The organism is Curtobacterium sp. ABR8, from assembly GCF_057812125.1.
The window spans coordinates 2428478-2447824 of record NZ_CM173818.1 but is presented as its reverse complement, the minus strand read 5'-3'; the positions used below and the strand labels follow the sequence as shown (position 1 = coordinate 2447824).

The following is a 19347-nucleotide window of genomic DNA, read 5'->3' as shown; positions in this document are numbered from 1 at the left end:
TAGGGCTGCGCAGTGCAGTGCCCGGTACGAGAGGAGTCGTCATGGCGAAGGAACGCGGTGAGAAGATCGTCGCGACGAACCGTCGCGCCCGACACGACTACCTCATCGAGGACACGTACGAGGCCGGCATGGTCCTGTCCGGCACCGAGGTGAAGTCCCTGCGCATGGGTCGTGCCTCGTTGGTCGACGGCTACGCCTACATCGACCGCGGGGAAGCCTGGATCGATGCCGTGCACATCCCCGAGTACACCGAGGGCACCTGGAACAACCACGCACCTCGGCGCAAGCGCAAGCTGCTCCTCCACAAGCAGCAGATCGTGAAGATCTCGCACAAGACCGCCCAGGGTGGCTACACGCTGGTGCCGTTGCAGATCTACTTCCACGATGGCCGAGCGAAGATCGAGATCGCCGTCGCGAAGGGCAAGCGCGAGTTCGACAAGCGTCAGGCCCTGCGTGAGAAGACCGACAAGCGCGAGGCCGAGCGGGCCATGCGCACGAAGAACCGGGTCGGCGAGTAGCGGCCTCGCACCTTGGTCAGCTAGACTGAGGGACTGCTCCGATCGGAGCAGTGGCAACACAACTCAACAGCGTGACAGCGGCTCGCACGTCCGGCCCGCATGGGGATGATCGGTTTCGACATTGCCTGTGTGCCGACGGGAAGCGGGCCGAGGACCCACGGTTATCTCGTGAACGATCCGTGGAAAACAACAAGTGCCAATTCCAAGCGCACTGACTTCGCTCTCGCTGCGTAAGCAGCCCAGCACATGAAGTCCGTCGGCCAGGTGACTGTCCCCTAACCTGATCCCGGCGTCATCCAGAGGACTTGCTGCACGGTTGCGCCTCAGGGCCGTGCGGGACTTGCACTGAGACTGGGCCCGTCGTCCTAGAAGCCGGTAGCAAAGGACGGGGCCGAGCAGAACGAACTATCCGGATACGCCCGTAGAAGACGTCGAATTGCAGCGATGGACGGGGGTTCGATTCCCCCCATCTCCACCATTCGCCGGTCGTCGAGCCGCTGTCACCGTTGACCGAACGCCCCGTCACCGTCCCCGGACGATGCCGGGGCGTTCGCTGTTCGGCCACCTCGCGGGACTACGATCCGGTGCAGGCGCAGGGACACGCCCGCGTCGACCCCGAACGGAAGGCCCCCACGTGGTGCAGGAGATCGCGATCCGAGTCCGTCTGCGCGAGCAGGAGCGAGTGGTGCTCGCCGACTACGAGCGGATCGTCGGGGCCGTCGCCACGGTCGCGGCCCTCGCCGCCTGGCTGCCCACGCCCGACGCCCGCCTGGTCGTCCGTGGCCGGGGTGCCGAACCGGTCCGCCTCGAGACCGTGACGTACGGGTCGGTCGTCGAGATGCTCGTCGTGCTCGACCAGCGTTCGGCCGCCGTCGAGCGGGGTGCCGCGGCGATCGCGGCCCTGATCGAGTCGGTGCGGCACGAGCACGTGGCCGACGACGTCGCCGGAGTGGCCGGTGAGCTGGACCGCCTGGACCGCGCTGCACCGCGCGGCCGGTCGGTGGTCGAGCGCGCCCTCCGCACGTTCCTCGAAGGGGCTCGGGCGGACGTGCTCGCCCGGAAGACGACCACCCGGGTCCGTACGGCGCAGGCGCTGCTGCGGCTCGCCGAGGACGACGCGGTGCTCACCGTGGAGCGGGTGACCGACGCGCTCGCGCCGGTGCTCGAGGAACACGCGGTCGACGTCGAGCTCGACACGGGCTCCGCCGTGGTCGTCGAGCCGATTGACGGGGTCGAGTCGCCGGAACTGGCCCCGGCCCTGCCGCTGCCCTCCGGGGAAGCGCAGACGAAGCAGAAGCAGCACGCGGGCGACGGCAAGAAGCTCAAGAAGGACGAGAAGAAGCCGTCCAAGAAGCAGGACGACGGCAAGAAGAAGAAGTCCGACAAGAAGAAGTCCGACAAGAAGAAGAAGTCCAAGAAGTAGCAGCCTGAGTGCTTATACAGCACAATTGTTTCCGACAGGTTAAGAAATTCAACCGACCCGCTGTCCCGGTGCCAGGGTCGATGAGCGCGACCCCCGTTCGTGGGGCCCGCTCACTCGATGGGAGCAGCAGTGGCTACAACGACGACGCCGGCGTTGCCGGACTCCGGCCTCAAGCGAAACGTGGGCTTCATCGGGCTCATCTGGGCCTCGACGGGGTCGATCATCGGTTCCGGTTGGCTCTTCGGGTCGCAGGAGGCCCTGAAGACCGCCGGCCCGGCTGCGATCATCTCGTGGCTCATCGGTGGTGTGGCGATCCTCGTCCTCGCCCTCGTGCACGCCGAACTCGGCGGCATGTTCCCGATCGCGGGCGGAACGGCGCGGTTCCCGCACATCGCGTTCGGGGGCATCGCCGGTGCGTCGTTCGGCTGGTTCTCCTGGTTGCAGTCCGTGACCGTCGCCCCGATCGAGGTCGAGGCGATGATCAAGTACGCGCAGCACTGGCAGTTCGCGCACCCGTGGCTGCACACCACGACGGTGGACGGGGAGACGCAGCAGCTGCTCACCGGCGCGGGCATCGCGGTCGCCGTCGTCCTCATGGCGGTGGTCACCGTGATCAACCTGCTCAGCGTCCGGATCCTCGCGAACACGAACTCGGCGGCCACGTGGTGGAAGGTCGCCATCCCGCTGCTGGTCATCATCGTGCTGGCGTTCAGCGGGTTCCACGGCTCGAACTTCACGGCGGCCGACGGCTTCATGCCCGAGGGCGCCAAGGGGGTCCTGGCGGCCGTGTCCACCTCCGGCATCATCTTCGCCTTCCTGGGCTTCGAGCAGGCAGACCAGCTCGCGGGTGAAGCGAAGAACCCGCGACGGGACATCCCGCGCGCCGTCATCGGCTCGGTGCTCATCGGGCTGGTGATCTACCTGCTGCTGCAGGTCGTGTTCCTCGGGGTGCTCCGGTCGGATGCGATCCAGGGGTCCTGGGCCACCGCCGACTTCACGAAGTACACGGGGCCGTTCGCAGACATCGCGATGGCCGCGGGCATCACCTGGCTGGCGGTGGTCATCTTCATCGACGCGATCATCTCGCCCGCGGGGACCGGGCTGATCTACGTGACGGCGACGAGCCGCATCTCCTACGGACTCAGTCGCAACGGGTACTTCCCGAAGGCGTTCGAGTGGACGACGAAGCAGGGCGTGCCGTGGGTGGGGCTCGTCACGGCGTTCGTCGTCGGCTGCGCGTGCTTCGCACCGTTCCGGTCGTGGCAGGGGTTGGTGAGCCTCATCACGAGCGCGTCGGTCCTGATGTACGCCGGTGCCCCGTTGGCGCTCGGTGCGTTCCGGAAGCGGATCCCGGAGATCGAGCGCCCCTACCGGATGCCCGCCGCTGCGGTGCTGTCGCCGATCGCCTTCATCGTCGCGAACCTCATCATCCTGTGGACCGGGTGGGACACCGACTGGAAGCTCGGCGTCGCGATCCTCATCGGTGCGGTGGTGATCGTCCTGAACAACGTGTTCCGTGGCCGGTCGAGCGTCCGGCCGCGATGGGACTGGAAGGCGGCACAGTGGCTGCTGCCCTACCTGATCGGCATGGGGCTCATCGTGTTCCTCAGTGACTTCGGTCCGCTGACGCACCCGGTGTTCCCGCTGTGGATCGACATCGTCGTCGTCGCGGTGTTCTCGCTGGTGATCTACTACTGGGCGATCAACTCCGCGTCGGACCGTGCGGAGATCCTCCGCACGGCCGACGACGTCCGTGACGTCGAGGAATCAGGCGTGGTCGAGCCGGTCCACCACTAGTCGAGCCGGTCCACCACTAGAAGTCGAAGAGGTTCGCCCGGATGCCCCCGGCGCCGTACTCCCGCCGCAGGAGCCCACGGCGCCGGAGCACCGGCACCAGGTCGCCGAACATCCGGTGGATCTGCGCCGGGTGCAGATCGCCCGAGAAGATGATGCCGTCGTTGTCGGCGTCCGACCCGAGCTCCTCGATGAAGTCCGCGAACTCGTCGGCGGTGCCCACGAAGCCCTCGCGCGAGGACACCCGCCCCTTCCGGGCCTTGCGCTCCAGGAGCGTTCGCAGGGGAGCGTCGGGGGTGTCGCCGAGCAGTCCGCGGATCGTGCCGGCGGACACGTGGTCGCCGAAGGTACGGTCCGGCACGGGCGCGTCGAGGTCGAGCGCGAGCAGGTCGGTCTCGGAGTCGCTCGACCACGCGATCGCCGCGGTCCGGAGGTCGTCGTCGGACGGGTGTCGGGACGCGTCGACGATCCGGTCGGCCTCGTCGGGCGACGAGACGATCTCGGGCTTGAGGACGAACAGGATCCGCAGGTCGGCGGCGGTGCGTCCGGCGGCCTGCGCTGCGCTGATCACGCGATCGCGGTAGTCCGACACCGCGGCGGCGGACAGCGGTGCGAGCGCGAGCTGCACGTCGGAATGGGTGCCGGCGAACGCGAGGCCGCGACCGGAGCCGCCGGGGGAGACGACCACCGGGTCGGAGTCGAGCGGCAGCGCGTTGAGCGGGCCGTCGGCGGTGAAGTACGCGCCTTCGTGATGGAACGCGTCGAGTTCGTCGCCGTCGGCGAAGTGCCAGTCCGACGGATCCCCGACGTACCCGGACGCCCCCCACGAGTGCCAGAGCCGGCGGAGCAGGGTGAGCCACTCCTCGGCACGGTCGTACGCCTGATCGTGCGGCAGCGGCGGCAGACCCGCGTGCCGGGCACTGCCGACGTCGGTCACGACGTTGATGCCGAGGCGTTCCGACGACAGGTGCGCCAACGTGGCGAACTGTCGCGCGGCCAGGTACGGCGGTGTGAACCCGGCGTTCACGGTCGGCGCGATGCCGATGTGCGAGGTCGCGGCGAACAGGTACGGCGCGAGCAGCAGCGGGTCGTGCTTCGGGCCGCCGTAGGCCTGGCGGATGCGCAGGTCGAGCGTCGACGGGTTGCCGAGCGAGATCGCGTCCTCGGCGATGACCAGGTCCATGCCGGCCTGCTCGAGCGTGCGGACGGACTGCTGGTACAGGTCGGGCTTGGTCCAGTCGTGCCCCCAGTCCCAATCCGAGCGCCCCCACGCCTGCGGGCCGAACCCGCGCGAGAAGAAGTAGCCGAAGTGCTGCGGTCGTGCCATCGTCTAGAGCTCCTCGGAGATCACGTGCGTGCCCGGGACCGAGTGTTCCAGGGACGCGCGCTCCGCGTCGGACGCGCCACGGGCCTCCAGGCTTTCCTCGTCGATCCCGGAACGCAACGCGGCGAACCCGCGTCCCAGGTCGCGGAGCAGGTCCGCGACGTCCTCGATGCCGACCGACAGTCGGATCAGGCCGTCGTCGATGCCCTGGTCGGCGCGCTCCGCGGCGGTCTTGCCGGCGTGGGTCGTCGTCGCGGGGTGCAGGATCAGCGAGCGGACGTCACCCAGGTGGGTCATCCGGCTGAAGAGCTGGACGCTGTCGATGAAGGTGTGCGCGGCGGCTTCGCCGCCCGCCAGCGTGAAGGCGAAGACGGAGCCGGCTCCGCGCGGCAGGTAGCGCTGGGCGAGGTCGTGGAACGGACTGGAGGCCAGACCCGCGTGGTCGACGCTCGTCACCTCCGGCTGTGCTTCCAACCACTGCGCCACCGTCAGCGCGTTCGCGCTGTGGCGTTCCACGCGCAGGCTCAGCGTCTCGATGCCCTGGCGGATCAGGAACGCGTTGAACGGCGACGGGGTGGGGCCGATGCGCGAGGCGACGACGTCGCGCGCGAAGACGACGAACGCGCGGTTGCCGTAGCGCTCGACGTAGCTCTCGCCGCCGAGCGACCGCTCCGGGCTGGTGAGGTGCTGCCAGCGCCCGGGGGAGGCGGACCAGTCGAACGTGCCGCCGTCGACGACCACGCCGCCCAGTCCGGCGCCGTGACCGGACAGGAACTTCGACGCCGAGTGGATGACGATGTCGGCGCCGTGCTCGACCGGCCGGACCAGGTACGGCGTCGCCAGGGTGTTGTCGACGATCAGGGGGACCCCGGCACGGTGGGCGGTGTCGGCGACGCCGGTGATGTCGAGGACGTCGTTCTTCGGGTTCGGGATCGTCTCGGCGAAGAACGCCTTGGTGTTCGGGCGGACCAGGCGCGCCCACTCGTCGAGGTCGCGCTGGTCGGCGACGAAGTCGACCTCGATGCCGAGGCGGCCGAGGTTCTGCACGAGGAGCCCCTTGGTGCCCTCGTAGATGCTGCGGGCGGCGAGGACGTGGTCGCCGGCCTGCAGGAGCCCGAGGAACGCGATGGTGGCTGCAGCCTGTCCGCTGCCGACCAGGATCGCCTCGACGCCGCGCTCGAGCAGGGCGACGCGGCGCTCGACGTCGGCGTTCGTCGGGTTGCCGAGGCGGGTGTAGGTGTAGCCGTCCTCGGTGCCGGCGAAGCGGTCGCGCGCCTGGTCGAAGTCGTCGAAGAGGAAGCCGGAGGACATGTGGATGGCGGGGATCCGTGCGCCGTGCCCGGCATCGGGCACGAAGCCGCCGTGCACCTGTTCGGTCGAGAAACCGTGATCGTCGTTCGCCATGGGACACCTCCGGGAGTCGTCTGGCGGTAGCCTCGCAGCCTTCGCCGTGCGGACAGGCGATTGCGGCGTTCCGTTACGCGGGACGGGGACGCAGTGCCGGTCCCGATGCGGAACGACGAGGTCGACGTCGTCCGACATCGGGGACGTCGTTCCGGGTCGACCGGCGCCCCCGTCAGAAGAGTGCGCGCACGCCCGCCGCCACGGTGTCCCAGACCTCGAGCAGCGGGACCCGTGCGAGCCACACCGCCAGGCCGTTCACCAGCACGAACAGCACGAACCAGACGCCGGCCGGCACCCGCATCTCGGCTGCGGCGATGTGGAAGTCCGTCTGCACGCGGGCACCGGTGAGCAGCCACCGTGCGACCTGCACGACGGACCGCAGTCCGTCGACGACGAAGAACGCCCCGACGGCGGCGACCACGAGCACTGTGGTCTCGGACGGACGCAGTGCCACCCACAGCGCCAGGGCGTCGAACCCGAGCACGACGAGCAGCCCGAACCAGTTCCGCACGAACACCAGCGCCACGAGCCCGATCACACCGAGCACCGCGACGGGCAGCCACCGCGAGCCGTGCAGCACCCCGGTCACCAGGAGCACCCCGGCCCAGAGCGGCGCGCTGTACCCGGCGTAGAGGTTGAGGATCCGGACGAGCCAGCGGATGCCGCCGGGCACCCGGCCGAGCTGGACCCAGGCCTCGCCGGAGCCGTCCGGGTGCAGGTCGATGCGTTGGATGCGGCCACCGAACGGGACGACGACGATGCAGTGCCCGACCTCGTGGGCGATGGTCGCGGCGATCCGGGCGACGCGTCCGACGAGCGGCAGGAACGGCAGGAGCGCGCCGACGACGAGCGCGACGAACACGAGGGGCGGGGCTGCGGTGGTCAAGGGACCAGCATCGCAGCCGTGTCCCGCGAACTGCCCGAGACCCGGCGGCGAGGACGATGTGGAACGACGTCCTCGACGTCGTACGACATCGAGAACGTCGATCCGAGTCGGCGCCCGGCCCGCGCCCGGCCCGCGCACGCCGGGGTCAGCCCAGGACGGTCGGCCCCGCCACCACGACGACGAGCACCGTCGTCATGGCGATCGCGAACGCGGTGAGCACGACCAGGAACGTCGTCAGGTGGTTCATCCGACCGCGCATCACTCGACCGTCACCGACTTCGCCAGGTTGCGCGGCTTGTCGACGTCGCAGCCGAGCTGCAGCGCGAGTTCGCGGGCGAGCATCTGCAACGGCACGACGGCCTCGAGCGGGCCCCACGGCGCCGCCATGGCGCCCCAGGCGAGTCCGCCGGTGCCGCGGTTGCCGAGCGCCGGGATGTCCGACCCCTCGCCGCCGATGGTGATGACGAAGCCGCCGCGGGCACGGACCTCGGCGATCGCGGACTGGATCTTCGGCTCGCCGTGGTCGACCACGACGACGGGCGTGCCGTCGTCGACGAGTGCGAGCGGCCCGTGCTTCAGTTCCCCGGCGGGGTACGCCTCGGCCCAGCGGTAGCTGAGCTCCTTGAGCTTGAGCGCGCCCTCGGCGGCGTACGGCAGGCCGGCACCGCGGCCGAGGAACAGGAAGCCGGTGGCCTCCTTCACGCTCGACACCAGGAGCGGCATCCGGTCGGCGGACACCTGGGTGGCGTGCTCGATGCGTGCCGGCAGGTCGAGGAGCTCGTCGACGAGCGCGTGGGCGCGTGCGACCTCGATGCGGCCGGACGCGACGAGCGCGGAGATCACCGCGGCGACGCCGACGACGACCTGCGCCGTGAACGTCTTCGTCGCGGCGACGCCGATCTCCGGGCCGGCGTGGCAGTCGAGCACGGCGTCGGCGCGACGGGCCAGCGAGGAGTGCATGTTGTTCGTCAACGCGAGCACCGGGTGGCGGTCCTCGAACCGGTCGAGCGCACGGAGGACGTCGGCGGTCTCGCCGGACTGGCTGATCGCGACGACCAGGGTGTCCGGGCCGAGGACCGCCTGGTCGGCCTCGCTGGCGACGACGATGTCGGTCGGGACGCCGCCGATGCCGCGCAGGGCGGTGGCGATCACCTGGCCGGCGTTGAGCGAGGTACCGCACGCGACGATCGCCAGGCGTTCGAAGGCGGGCAGCCCGAGGCCGACCCACATGCTGCCGTCGGCGGTGCGCCGGGCGATGCGGTCCAGGATCGTGCTGACGACGTCGGCCTGCTCGCCGATCTCCTTCGCCATGTGGTCCGGGTGGTCGCCGAGGTCCAGCGCGGTCGCGGCGAACGGCGACGGGGTGGGGAACGGCACGGGCACCGTGATCCCGTTCGACGACCAGGTCCAGGCCTCGCCGAGCTCGACGACGTCACCGTCGCGGAGTGCCACGAAGGTCTCGCACCACTCGGCGATCGCACCGATGTCGCTCGCCACGAAGTCGCCGCGGGCGGACCGGGCGACGACGAGCGGGGAGCGGTCCGCCGCCACGACCATCCGGCCGTCGCGGGCGTCGAGGACGACGATCGCCCACGATCCCTCGAGCTGCGCGGTCGCGATCTGCACGGCGAGCATCAGGTCCGGGTCGACGGCCAGGGCGCGCTCGACGAGGTGCGCGATGACCTCGGAGTCGACCTCGGAACGGAACCGGTGCCCCTGCGCCGTGAGCATGTCGCGCAGGCGGTCGGCGTTCTCGATGATGCCGTTGTGCACGATGCTGATGCGGCGCGAGCAGTCGGCGTGCGGGTGGGCGTTCGCCTCGCGCACGGCGCCGTGCGTCGCCCAGCGGGTGTGGCCGATGCCGACACCGGTCAGCGCGTCGCCGGACCGGGCGGCGACGAGCGTGCGCAGGTCGCCGACGCGGGACACCGAACGGATCGTCTCGGTGGTCCCGGTGGCGGTCCGGACGGCGATGCCGGCGGAGTCGTAGCCGCGGTACTCGAGTCGCTCGAGTCCGTCGAGCAGGTAGGGCGTCGCGTCGTCAGACACGCGGGCCGCGATGATGCCGCACATCGGCTGTCCCTTCGGGGGAACGGGGTGGGGGAGTGGAGCGGGGTTCGGCACCGACCGCCGTCGGGTCTGCCGCGCGTCCGGGTCCTCGCGGTCCTGACCGGCGCCCGTCCTCGGATCAGGCGAGGACGGACGACGGAGTGGGTGGGCCACGAGGTTCGGGTACCGGACGGGGTACCGCGGTCTGGCCCCTGGGGAGGGGCACGGCGGTCGGTGCATGAGAAGCCTCACCCGGCGACGCCGCCACGGCAACAGTCGTCGACTGCTCTTGCGGTTCCCCGCGTGCGGGGGACGCCGCGGTGCGGTCGCGTGCGGACTCCCGCAACGCGCGCCGCGTCCTGGACCGGGAAAAGGCGGACGGGAGGCCCGGTACCAGCTGGTACCGGGCCTCCCGTCCGCCGTGCGGTCGCGTCGACTACGTGAGCAGCGCGACCAGGTGGGAGCGCGACCGCGCGCCCACCTTGCGGTAGATCTGCGTGAGCCGCAGCTCCACCGTGCGCTGCGACATGAACAGCGACGACGCGATCTCGCGGTTGCGGTAGCCCTCCGTCACCTTCTGCACCACGGCGCGTTCCTCGGCCGTGAGCGAGGTGAGCACCGCGGACGCGTCCGGAGCGCTCCGGGGCGTCCCCGGCACCGACGCGGACAGCACCGGTGCGGACCGGAGCGACGACCCCGTGCCGAACGGCGGCATGGCCGCTGCCGGTGCGGGAGTGACGAGGGGACGGCGCATGCCGGCCGCCTCGTACGCCGCGGCCGCGGCAGCGCCGAGACGTGGACGCTCGGCGGGGTTGCCGACCGTCGCGAGGGCCGCGAACGTCCGCGCCCGCTCGAACTGCGAGTCGTGCGGCTGGAACAGCTCCAGCGCGCGGCGACGGGCCGTGTCCCGGGTGGTGTCGTCGGCGACGAGCGCGAGGCTCCTCGCCAACACGAGCGCACCCCAACGACTCGGTCGGGCGTGGTGGTCCGCAGCGAGTCGCGCCGTGATGGTGCGGGCGTCGTCGATCCGTCCGAGGCGTGCGTACGCCTCGACCAGGTCGCCGAGGTGCCGGAGCACCGCGGGGTTCCGCAGGGACCGGCCGATGGCGTCCGCCGCTTCGAGTGCGGCGGCTGCCTCCTCCAGCCGGCCGTCGAGCAGCAGGATCCGACCGCGGAGCGCGTGCAGCTTCGCCGTCGCACCCCACAGGCGACTCGTCGAACGGTGCTCGAGGCACCGGTCCACGACCGCCAGGGCTTCGGCGGAACGCCCCTCGGCGAAGTGCCGCCAGGCGATCGCGATGGCCCGCGACGGCTCACGGAGCCGCTCGACCACCGAGGAACCGGCCTCCCACACGTCGATCGCGCGGAGCGCCTGCCGGAAGTTCCCGGAGCGCACCTCGTTCTCGGCGGTCAGGTAGCGAGCTGCCTCGGTCCACACCGGTGCCGTCTCCGGACCCCGGGCGAGCACGAGTGCGAACACCCGACGCGCGCTCCGGTACCGCTCGGCGATGCTCAGCGCGTGGGCGAGGAGCAGCAGGGCGGGGTCGGACATCGCCAGCAGCACCGACGTCGCGAGTCCGTCGTGCAGGTCGGTGTCCGCCGGCAGGGTGCCGTCGATCGCGGCGATGAGCTCCCGCGCGGTCGTCGTGATCTCCAGCGTGTGCGGAGACGCTGACGCTTCGAGGGGCTCCACACGGTGCAGGAGGTCCCTCGCCTGGTCGAGCTCCCAGGCCTCGGCACGGAAGCACGCCACCATGGCCATCAGCCCGGCGATCGCGTCCACGTCGGCCGGCTCGGTCGCGTCCACCGACACGAGGAGCTCGTCCGCGTGCACGGCATCGCCACTGAGGTACTGCGCCGAGTACTGCAGGCGCAGCCGGCGGACCTCGTGCGCCGTCGTCCGGAACGGACGGAGCGCGGCGAGGTAGCGCGCGGCGTAGCCGAGCATCCGGTTGCCGAGCAGGGCCTCGGCGACCCCGAGCAGCGCGACGAGCTCGTCCTCGGTGCCGCCACCGACGTGCAGGGCACGCTCGGTGAGGGCGATCGCGGCGTGCACGTTGCCGTCCACCACGTAGGACCGTGCGGCCCTGAGCAGCGCGACCACGTCGGGGACGTCGTCGACGAAGCTCCGGTGCCACGCGGCGGCCCGCGGGTCGGACTCGGTGCTCGCCGTGGCCAGCGCGGCGTGCGCCGCGCGGCGGTCACGGGCGGGCATCCGCCAGTACAGCGCGGACCGGACCAGGGGGTCGCGGACCGTCACGCTCTGACCCCGCACGGTGGCGAGGCCTGCTCCGACCAGGTCGTCCAGCTCGTCGCGGTCCCAGGCCGTGGTCTTCGCGACCGGCACCAGGGCGAGCTTCGCGAGGACGTCCAGATCTCGTCCCGCGGCGGACCCGAGTGCGAGCGCCGCGAGGGCCTCGGTCGTCGGAGTGGGGCGGAGCGGGAGCACGATCGGCTCCGCGCCGGTGAGCTGCTCGCGGCTGAGCACCGCGAGCTGTTCGCGGAGTGCGCCGGGGTTGCCACCGGTCTCCGCGGCGAGGACGGCGAGGACGCCGTCGTTCGCCTCTTCCGGTGCCATCGACCGGGCGAGGATCAGTGCCTCGTCGGACGGCAGCGGCTCGATGCGGAGCGCCGGCAGGGCCGCGAGCGGACCGTCCGACGGCACCGAACGGACCGTCGCCACGACGCGCAGGGCGGTGCCCGCGAGTCGGCCGGCGAGGAACGCGATGAGCTCCTGGCTCTCGACGTCCATGCGGTCGAGGTCGTCGATCAGCACGAGCGTCGGCGGCAGGGTGAGCGCGTGCACGGCGTCGAGGAAGTCGTGCGCCGCCGCCAGTCCGGCGGTCACGGGGACCGCCGTCTCGCCTGTCTGCAGCAGATGGGCGATGTGGGCCGTCGCACGGGGGTCGTCGAGCGCGGTGAACAGTGAGGTCACGCCGGCCAGGGGCCAACGGGATTCACTCCCGTTGACACCGACCCGCACGACGGGGAGGGAAACGCGGTTCGAAACCGCGTCGAGGACGCTGCTGCGTCCGGAACCAGGGTCGCCGACCACGACCATCGCGGACTCCCGAGGGAGTACAGCGAGGGTCGCGATCCGGTCGACCTCGAGACGTCGACCGGTGAGTGCCATGACTCACCGGCCTCCGGGCCCGGAAGCGGATCCTGCGGAGAGGTCGTCGGCGAACGCTGCGTTCGCTGCGACGGGGCGCCGTGAGGCGGACCGGACTGCTGCACGGTGGGTGGCCGTGTCGGAGTGCGGACGGGAGGCGGCGACTGCGCGCGCGCCGGAGCTGTCGTGGATTGGATGCGGTCGACGAGTGAGGGTGCACTCGGTTCCGCTCGGGAACGATGATGTCATCGTCTGTATCACCCCTCGGGTTAGGGTCTTCGGACGAACACGGTCGGTCTGCGCTCAGGTACTCGGATCTAGGGAATCCGGGTCAGCGCGTGACCTTCCGCATGAGCACGATAACTCAGGTACTGGCCATCCGAGCCGCTCCGCGCACGCCGTATCCGGCAACGGTGCCCCCAGTACGGGGGGCCACGACGAGGGGGTGTCACCCGCCCGGGGGTGGTCGGTGTACGAACGATGGTGATGTCCAGCGCTGACCCGACCGACGCCCGCCTCGACGACCGCACGCGTTGGAGGGCCTTCGCCGTGTGCGTCGCCGTGGCGGCCCTGACCATCCTCGACCTGTCGAAGGTCAACGTCGGACTGCCGTCGATCGAGCAGTCCCTCCACGCCACCAGCTCGTCGCTCCAGCTCATCGTGGCGGGGTACGCCCTGGCGTTCGGTCTCGCCCTCGTGCCTGCCGGTCGGCTCGGCGACCTGAAGAGCCGCCGCGCCCTGTTCATCGTCGGGCTCGTCGCGTTCACCGTGTCGAGCCTGCTCTGTGCCGTGGCACCGACCATCGAGGTGCTCATGGTCACGCGGATCCTGCAGGGCTTCGCCGCGGGAACGCAGATGCCGCAGGTGATCGGGCTCGTGCAGCAGCTGTTCCGTGGGCCGGAACGCGGACGGGCCTTCGGACTGTTCGGCGCCATGATCGGCATCTCCACCGCGCTCGGCCCGACCATCGGCGGTGGGCTCATCGCGATCGGCGGCGAGGAGAACGGGTGGCGCCTGCTGTTCTGGATGAACGTGCCGCTCGGGATCGTCGCCCTGTTCTTCGCGGTGAAGCTCCTGCCCAAGGGAGCGCAGGGACAGGCGAAGGACCGCGAGCTGGACATCGTCGGCATCCTGCTGCTCGGCGCCGCGATCATCACGCTGATGCTGCCGTTCGTGCTCACCACGGGTGCCGGGGACTCCGGCGCGCGGTGGCTGTGGCTCCTCGGGTTCGTGGTGTTCCTCGGACTGTTCGTCCTCTGGGAGGTCCGGTACAAGCGGCAGGGCAAGTCGCCGGTGGTCCACTTCGAGCTGTTCCGGCTGTCCTCGTACCGCAACGGGCTGTCGATCGTCGCCGTCTACTTCGCGGCGATCCCGGCGTCCTTCCTGATGGTGACGCTCTTCCTGCAGGAAGGCCTCGGACTCTCCCCGCTGTTCGCCGGCATGGTGAGCATCCCGTTCGCGGCCACGAGTGCCGTCGGGTCGTACATCGGCGGTCGGATCGTCGACCGGGTCGGGCGGGCCCTGGTGGTCTTCGGGCTGTTCATGGTCGTGGTCGGCTTCGTGCTGCTCATGCTCGCCGCGGTCCTGACCCCGCCGGAGGTCACGCCGTGGGCGATGGCCGGCGCGTTCCTGGTCGGCGGGCTCGGCGGCGGGTTCGTGGTGTCGCCGAACCAGACGCTCACCCTGGCCGAGATCCCCGTCGAGCAGTCCGGCGTCGCCGGGTCCATGCAGCAGCTCGGGCAGCGCGTCGGCACGGCGATCGGCACCGCGGTGGCGACGAGCATCTTCTACGGGATCGTGCGGGGTGAGGCGGCAGGCGGGTCCGGGGGGAGTCGGCTCGACGCGTACCACGACGCGTTCCGGAGCGGCACGACGTTCACGGTGTCGCTGATGGCGCTCGCACTCGTGCTGGCCGTGGGGGACCTTGTGGTGCGGCGGCGTGCGGCTCGGCGCGAGGCCGCGGCGGCCTGATCGACTCGGAACGACACCGTCGACGTCGTCCGACGTCGTCCGACGTCGTCCGACGTCGACGGTGTCGTTCTGCGTCGCGCTAGCGGCGGATGACCTCGACGACGGCGTCGTGCACCAGGCCGTTCGTCGCGAGCGCGCTGCCGTGCCAGGCTCCGGGGTCGCCGTCGAGCGAGGTGAAACGTCCGCCCGCCTCTTCCACGATGGGGACGAGGGCGGCGATGTCCCACGGCTTCAGGTCGGGTTCGCCCGCGATGTCGATGACGCCCTCGGCGACCAGCATGTACGACCACATGTCGCCGTAGGCGCGCGTGCGCCAGACCCTGCGCGACAGGTCGACGAGCGCGTCGAGCCGGTCGTCGTCGTCCCACTGCTGGATGCTGTTGTAGCTCAGGCTCGCGTCGGACAGGTCCGCGACGCCGGACACGCGGAGCGCGCCGTCGAACGAGTGTGCGCCGAGCCCCTCCGCCGCCCACCAGCGCTTGCCGAGCGCGGGGGCGCTCACCACGCCGAGCACGGGGCGACCGTCGACCGCCAGGGCGATGAGCGTCGCCCACACCGGCACGCCGCGCAGGTAGTTCGCGGTGCCGTCGATCGGGTCGACGACCCACTGGCGGTGGCCCTCGCTCGTCGCCTCGGCACCGGTGTCCGCCGTCGTCTCCTCGCCGAGGAACGCGTCGTCGGGCCGTTCCGTCGCGATCCGCTCGCGCAGGGCGTGCTCGACGGCCTGGTCGGCATCGGTGACGTGCGTGCTGTCGGCCTTCTTCGACACGTGCAGGTCGGCGGCGCGGAACCGCTCGAGGCTGATCGTGTCGGCGATGTCGGCGAGCGAGCGGGCGAAGTCCAGGTCGGCGCTGAGGTCCACGGGTCGAGCGTAGCGGGGCTACGCGGCGACGACCTCTTCCTCCTCGAGTCGGGTGACCTCGCGCTCGCGGGCGATGCGCGTGCGGCGGGCGACGAGCCCGTGCACGACCACGCACAGCAGGACCGCCGCGGCGAGCCAGAGTGCGAGGACCAGGGACGACCGGCCGAGGGAGGCGTCCGGGAAGTACTGCAGGTCCTGCGCTGCCTGCAGCCATGCGGCGCCGCTCCAGAAGGAGTGGAGCGCGGAGAAGAACCCGGGCACGAACGACGCCTGGAAGATCCCGCCGGACGACGTGAAGTTGAGCATCACGAACAGCATCGTGAGCACCGGTGTGGTCCACCGCCCGAGCACCGGGTGCAGGCCGACCCCGATCGCGACGATGATCGCGTCGTAGAGCCAGGCGAACAGGAACACCTGCCAGTGGTGCGTGGTGATGACGCCGTAGATCGGTCCGGCGACGATGATTCCGATGCCAGCGACGACCCCGGCGGTGGCGAGCCCGACCACCGCGGTCCACACCGCGCGGAGCTTCGTCGCGACGGACGCCACGGCGATGGCAGATGCGTAGCCGCCGACGCTCAGCGCGACGAGCAGGAAGAACAGCCCCTGTCCGGTGCTGTCCTGCTCGCCGGTCGGGACGACGTCGACGACCCGGAACGGCACGTGCTGCTCGTACGCGATCGGCAGGAAGACCTTCTGCGCGGCGCTCGCGGTCGTCTCCGACGCAGCCGTCGAGACGTAGAGCGTCGCGCCCGTGGTGGTCGGGGCGTACACGGCGGCGAGGTCGCGGTCGCGGATCTGCCGTTCGGCGTCCTTGGTCGAGGCGACGACGTGGGCGACGAGCGCCCCGTCGGACTCGTCGGTGACGGTCTGGGCGAACACCTGGGTCGCGGCGGACTGCCCGACGATGCCGACCGGCAGCTCCTTCGGCGTAGGTGCGTGGAAGGCGCCGAGGTAGGCGAGTCCCATGCCGGCGGCCAGGAAGAGCGGCACGAGGATGTGCGTGGCGAAGGTCAGGAGCACCCGTCCGAGGCCGGCGGGGCGCAGGACGCTGTCGGTGCGCTGCGGCTTCGCGGCCCTGGGGGACTTGTGCGTGGGGGAGTGGTGCGCGTGCGACGTCGTTGTCGTGCTCGAGGACGGGGCGTCGACGGCGGGGGTCGGCGCAAAGTTGTACTTTGCAACTTCAGACACGAGGGTCCACTGTACAACACTGCTGCACACGTGTCGACGCCGGGTCGGACGAGCAGCGGTGCGGGGCACGGTGGGGCCGAGCGTGGTGGGGCGGGGCGCGGTGATGCGTGGCGACACGCCCGAGCTCACTCCGCCGAGGTACCACAACACGCCGCGCGCTGTTCGCCGAGGTTCCACGAACGGCCCGTGCCGCCGCCGAGATGTGCAGATTTCGGAACCTCGACGGGGCACGACGCGGCGGGACAGGCGCGGCGGCGCACGACGCGACGGGACGGACGCGACGGCGCGCCGGGCTACTCCATGCCGGGGTCGGAAGCGCCCATGCCGGTGAGCAGCGCGCGGAACGAGTCGAGCCGCTCGACACCCGTGGGCCCGAGCTCGCCGTCCTGCACCCGGTCGACGATCTCCCAGTCGTGCGCCTGCGCCAACGGGATGCCGTCCCGCGCGGGCCGCACCGGGATCGCGTGCGAGGCGAACGCGCGGAAGACGTTCGCCGGGTCGACGTGCCCGAGGCCGAACGACCGCACGCCGGGGGTGTCGATGATCCAGCCGCCGTCCCGGACACGCAGCGCGATCGACGACGACGAGGTGTGCCGCCCGCGACCAGTCACCGAGTTCACGACACCGATCGCCCGCGTCGACCCGGTCAGGGCGTTCACGAGCGTGGATTTGCCGACGCCGGAGTGCCCGACGGTCACGGTGACCTTGTCGTCGAGGAGGTCGTGCAGCGCCTCGAACGGCACGTCGTCGGACCGGCTCGTCACGATCCGCAGGTCCAGGCACGCGAAGTGCGCCAGGAACGGGGCCGGGTCCGCGAGGTCGGTCTTCGTGATGCACAGGATCGGGTCGAGCCCGGCGTCGAACGCGGCGACCAGGTACCGGTCGATGAGCCGGGTACGTGGCTCCGGGTCGGCGGCCGCGACGACGATGAGCATCTGGTCGGCGTTCGCCACGATGACGCGCTCGACCTCGTCGGAGTCGTCGGCACTGCGGCGGAGCAGGGTCGTGCGCTCAGCGACCTTCACGATGCGCGCCAGCGACCCGGGGTCGCCGGAGACGTCGCCGACGAGCGACACGTGGTCGCCGGTGACGACGGACTTCTTGCCGAGTTCGCGGGCCTTCGTCGCCGTGATGACGTGCTCGTCGCCGGAATCGGCCCCCGTCCCCACCAGCACGCCGAACCGCCCGCGGTCGACGTTCGTCACCCAGCCGATGGGTGCGTCGTCGTAGGTCGGCCGCGTCTTCGTGCGGGGTCGGTTGCCCTTCGGGTTCGGACGCACCCGCACGCTCGACTCGTCGTACTGTCCGTACGGCTCGTCCGCGTCGGAGTCGTCACCGTCGACGTCGTCCCACCAGCTCATGCGCTCAGACTCCCGGAACCGAGTCGAGCGAGCCGGAGGAGGCGACCATCGCCGCCCACAGCTCGGGGAACTGCGGCAGCGTCTTCGCCGTCGACCCGATGTCGTCGACGGCGACGCCGTCGACGACGAGACCCACGATGGCGCCGGCCGTCGCCATCCGGTGGTCGTCGTACGCGGCCCAGTCGCCGCCGTGGAGCGCGGCAGGCTCGATCCGCAGGCCGTCCTCGAGTTCGTGCACCGCGCCTCCCGACCGGTTCACGTCCGCCGCGAGCGCGGCGAGGCGATCCGTCTCGTGCCCACGCAGGTGGCCGATCCCGGTGATCTCGGTCGGCCCGCCGGCCAGCGCCGCCAGCGCGACGAGCGCCGGTGCGAGCTCGCCGCCGCGGCTGAGGTCCAGGTCGAGACCCGGCAAGGAGGCCCCACCCCGGATCCCGACGCCGCCGTCGACGACCAGGTCGTCACCGTCTCGGGCCACGGTCGCGCCCCACAGGGGCAGGAGCGTCTCGAGGTCGGCGCCGACCTGCGTGGTCGCGCGCGGCCAGGTGCGGATGCGGACGGTGCCGCCCGCGACGAGCGCGGCGACCGCGAACGGTGCGGCGTTCGACAGGTCCGGCTCGATCGTGACGTCGCGCGCGGCGATCGGCCCGGGTTGGACGACCCACTCGCCGATCGCGGGTTCCTCGACGGTCACGCCGCGGGCACGGAGCGCGGCGACGGTCATCTCGATGTGCGGCAGGCTCGGCAGCCGTTCGCCCACGTGGGTGAGGTGCAGGCCCTCGTCGAAGCGCGGCGCGGAGAGCAGCAGGCCCGAGACGAACTGCGACGACGCCGACGCATCGATCGACAGGGCGCCACCCCGGACCGAGCCGGTGCCGGTGAACGCGAACGGCATCGAGCCGTCGCCGTCGTCGGTGACGTCGACGCCGAGGTCGACGAGCGCCCGGATGATCGCGTGCATCGGACGCTTGCGGGCGTAGGGGTCGCCGTCGATGACCACGGGGCCGACGGCCAGGGCGGCGAGGGGCGGCAGGAACCGCATCACGGTGCCGGCGAGCCCGCAGTCGACGCGCACGTCGCCGTGCATCGGCGCCGGGGTGATCCGGAGGTCCGGGCCGTAGGGGTTCGGCTGCTCGCCCGGTGCCGGTTCGACCTCGTCGATCCCGACGCCGAGCTGCCGGAGCCCCGCGACCATGAGCGCCGAGTCGCGGGAGTGCAGCGGCAGGCGGATGACGGAGGGGTCGTCCGCGAGGGCGGCGAGCACGAGCTCGCGGTTCGTCAGCGACTTCGAGCCGGGCAGCGCGACGTCGCCGCGCAGGGGGCCGCGCGCGAGCGGGGCGATCCAGGGGGCCGGGTCCGCTGCGGGCTGTGCACCGCTCCGGGAATGCGTCGTGTCTGCCATCGGTTCACAAGACTACTGAAACGATCGGGAGGACCCTTGGCGACAGCACTCGC

14 protein-coding genes and 1 other RNA gene are annotated in these 19347 nt (G+C 71.2%); 5 read left to right on the top strand and 10 right to left on the bottom strand.

Annotated elements, in window-relative coordinates; genetic code table 11:
- Window positions 1-41 precede the first annotated feature (41 nt).
- The 4 genes from smpB to ACXKZB_RS11645 all read left to right on the top strand — a co-directional run bounded on the left by smpB (window position 42) and on the right by ACXKZB_RS11645 (window position 3738).
- Window positions 42-518: an SsrA-binding protein SmpB gene (smpB, locus tag ACXKZB_RS11660; RefSeq protein ID WP_123312316.1), complete on the top strand. Its 477-nt coding sequence runs from the start codon at window positions 42-44 to the stop codon at window positions 516-518.
- A gap of 101 nt (window positions 519-619) precedes the next feature.
- Window positions 620-996: a transfer-messenger RNA gene (ssrA, locus tag ACXKZB_RS11655) on the top strand.
- A gap of 156 nt (window positions 997-1152) precedes the next feature.
- On the top strand, window positions 1153-1941 hold the full coding sequence (locus ACXKZB_RS11650; RefSeq protein ID WP_488823231.1) for a hypothetical protein: 789 nt from the start codon (window positions 1153-1155) through the stop codon (window positions 1939-1941).
- 129 nt (window positions 1942-2070) lie between these two features.
- Entirely contained in the window at window positions 2071-3738 is a 1668-nt protein-coding gene (locus tag ACXKZB_RS11645) for an APC family permease (protein ID WP_488823230.1), read from the top strand.
- 16 nt (window positions 3739-3754) lie between these two features.
- Here ACXKZB_RS11645 and ACXKZB_RS11640 read toward each other — a convergent pair whose 3' ends face one another.
- The 6 genes from ACXKZB_RS11640 to ACXKZB_RS11615 form a co-directional block, all read right to left on the bottom strand.
- Window positions 3755-5062 (bottom strand): LLM class flavin-dependent oxidoreductase, encoded by a 1308-nt coding sequence (locus ACXKZB_RS11640; protein WP_488823229.1) that lies wholly within the window; start codon window positions 5060-5062, stop codon window positions 3755-3757.
- Window positions 5063-5065: 3 nt separating this feature from the next.
- On the bottom strand, window positions 5066-6463 hold the full coding sequence (locus ACXKZB_RS11635) for an O-acetylhomoserine aminocarboxypropyltransferase/cysteine synthase family protein (RefSeq protein WP_488823228.1): 1398 nt from the start codon (window positions 6461-6463) through the stop codon (window positions 5066-5068).
- A gap of 172 nt (window positions 6464-6635) precedes the next feature.
- Window positions 6636-7349, bottom strand: a complete 714-nt coding sequence (locus tag ACXKZB_RS11630; RefSeq protein WP_488823227.1) for a M50 family metallopeptidase — start codon at window positions 7347-7349, stop codon at window positions 6636-6638.
- A gap of 145 nt (window positions 7350-7494) precedes the next feature.
- Window positions 7495-7608 carry a Rax2 family protein gene (locus ACXKZB_RS11625; RefSeq protein WP_240347339.1) on the bottom strand — a complete coding sequence of 38 codons (114 nt, stop codon included), beginning with the start codon at window positions 7606-7608 and terminating at the stop codon, window positions 7495-7497.
- Window positions 7608-9422 (bottom strand): glutamine--fructose-6-phosphate transaminase (isomerizing), encoded by a 1815-nt coding sequence (gene glmS, locus ACXKZB_RS11620; RefSeq protein ID WP_488823226.1) that lies wholly within the window; start codon window positions 9420-9422, stop codon window positions 7608-7610. The genes ACXKZB_RS11625 and glmS overlap by 1 nt, the downstream gene beginning before the upstream one ends.
- Before the next feature lie 412 nt (window positions 9423-9834).
- Entirely contained in the window at window positions 9835-12531 is a 2697-nt protein-coding gene (locus ACXKZB_RS11615) for a helix-turn-helix transcriptional regulator (RefSeq protein WP_488823225.1), read from the bottom strand.
- Window positions 12532-12996: 465 nt separating this feature from the next.
- Between ACXKZB_RS11615 and ACXKZB_RS11610 the strand changes: the two genes are divergently transcribed.
- Complete coding sequence (locus ACXKZB_RS11610; protein WP_488823224.1) at window positions 12997-14481, top strand: MFS transporter; 1485 nt, start codon at window positions 12997-12999, stop codon at window positions 14479-14481.
- Window positions 14482-14560: 79 nt separating this feature from the next.
- On the opposite strand, the gene hisN is transcribed toward ACXKZB_RS11610, so the two are convergent.
- The 4 genes from hisN to aroA all read right to left on the bottom strand — a co-directional run bounded on the left by hisN (window position 14561) and on the right by aroA (window position 19294).
- Window positions 14561-15343: a histidinol-phosphatase gene (gene hisN, locus ACXKZB_RS11605; RefSeq protein ID WP_123312329.1), complete on the bottom strand. Its 783-nt coding sequence runs from the start codon at window positions 15341-15343 to the stop codon at window positions 14561-14563.
- 18 nt (window positions 15344-15361) lie between these two features.
- Complete coding sequence (locus tag ACXKZB_RS11600) at window positions 15362-16534, bottom strand: ABC transporter permease (RefSeq protein WP_488823223.1); 1173 nt, start codon at window positions 16532-16534, stop codon at window positions 15362-15364.
- A 293-nt stretch (window positions 16535-16827) separates the two neighbouring features.
- Window positions 16828-17895 carry a ribosome small subunit-dependent GTPase A gene (gene rsgA / locus ACXKZB_RS11595; RefSeq protein ID WP_488823222.1) on the bottom strand — a complete coding sequence of 356 codons (1068 nt, stop codon included), beginning with the start codon at window positions 17893-17895 and terminating at the stop codon, window positions 16828-16830.
- Between the two features lie 4 nt (window positions 17896-17899).
- Window positions 17900-19294, bottom strand: a complete 1395-nt coding sequence (gene aroA, locus ACXKZB_RS11590; RefSeq protein ID WP_488823221.1) for a 3-phosphoshikimate 1-carboxyvinyltransferase — start codon at window positions 19292-19294, stop codon at window positions 17900-17902.
- Window positions 19295-19347: the final 53 nt, after the last annotated feature.

Bases quoted from the DNA above. Each gene is read 5' to 3' on its own strand.
- ACXKZB_RS11640 (WP_488823229.1), bottom strand. From the start codon at position 5,062: ATGGCACGACCGCAGCACTTCGGCTACTTCTTCTCGCGCGGGTTCGGC.
- ACXKZB_RS11635 (WP_488823228.1), bottom strand. From the start codon at position 6,463: ATGGCGAACGACGATCACGGTTTCTCGACCGAACAGGTGCACGGCGGC.
- ACXKZB_RS11625 (WP_240347339.1), bottom strand. From the start codon at position 7,608: ATGCGCGGTCGGATGAACCACCTGACGACGTTCCTGGTCGTGCTCACC.
- ACXKZB_RS11615 (WP_488823225.1), bottom strand. From the start codon at position 12,531: ATGGCACTCACCGGTCGACGTCTCGAGGTCGACCGGATCGCGACCCTC.
- ACXKZB_RS11610 (WP_488823224.1), top strand. From the start codon at position 12,997: ATGTCCAGCGCTGACCCGACCGACGCCCGCCTCGACGACCGCACGCGT.
- rsgA (WP_488823222.1), bottom strand. From the start codon at position 17,895: ATGAGCTGGTGGGACGACGTCGACGGTGACGACTCCGACGCGGACGAG.
- aroA (WP_488823221.1), bottom strand. From the start codon at position 19,294: ATGGCAGACACGACGCATTCCCGGAGCGGTGCACAGCCCGCAGCGGAC.
- glmS (WP_488823226.1), bottom strand. From the start codon at position 9,422: ATGTGCGGCATCATCGCGGCCCGCGTGTCTGACGACGCGACGCCCTAC.
- smpB (WP_123312316.1), top strand. From the start codon at position 42: ATGGCGAAGGAACGCGGTGAGAAGATCGTCGCGACGAACCGTCGCGCC.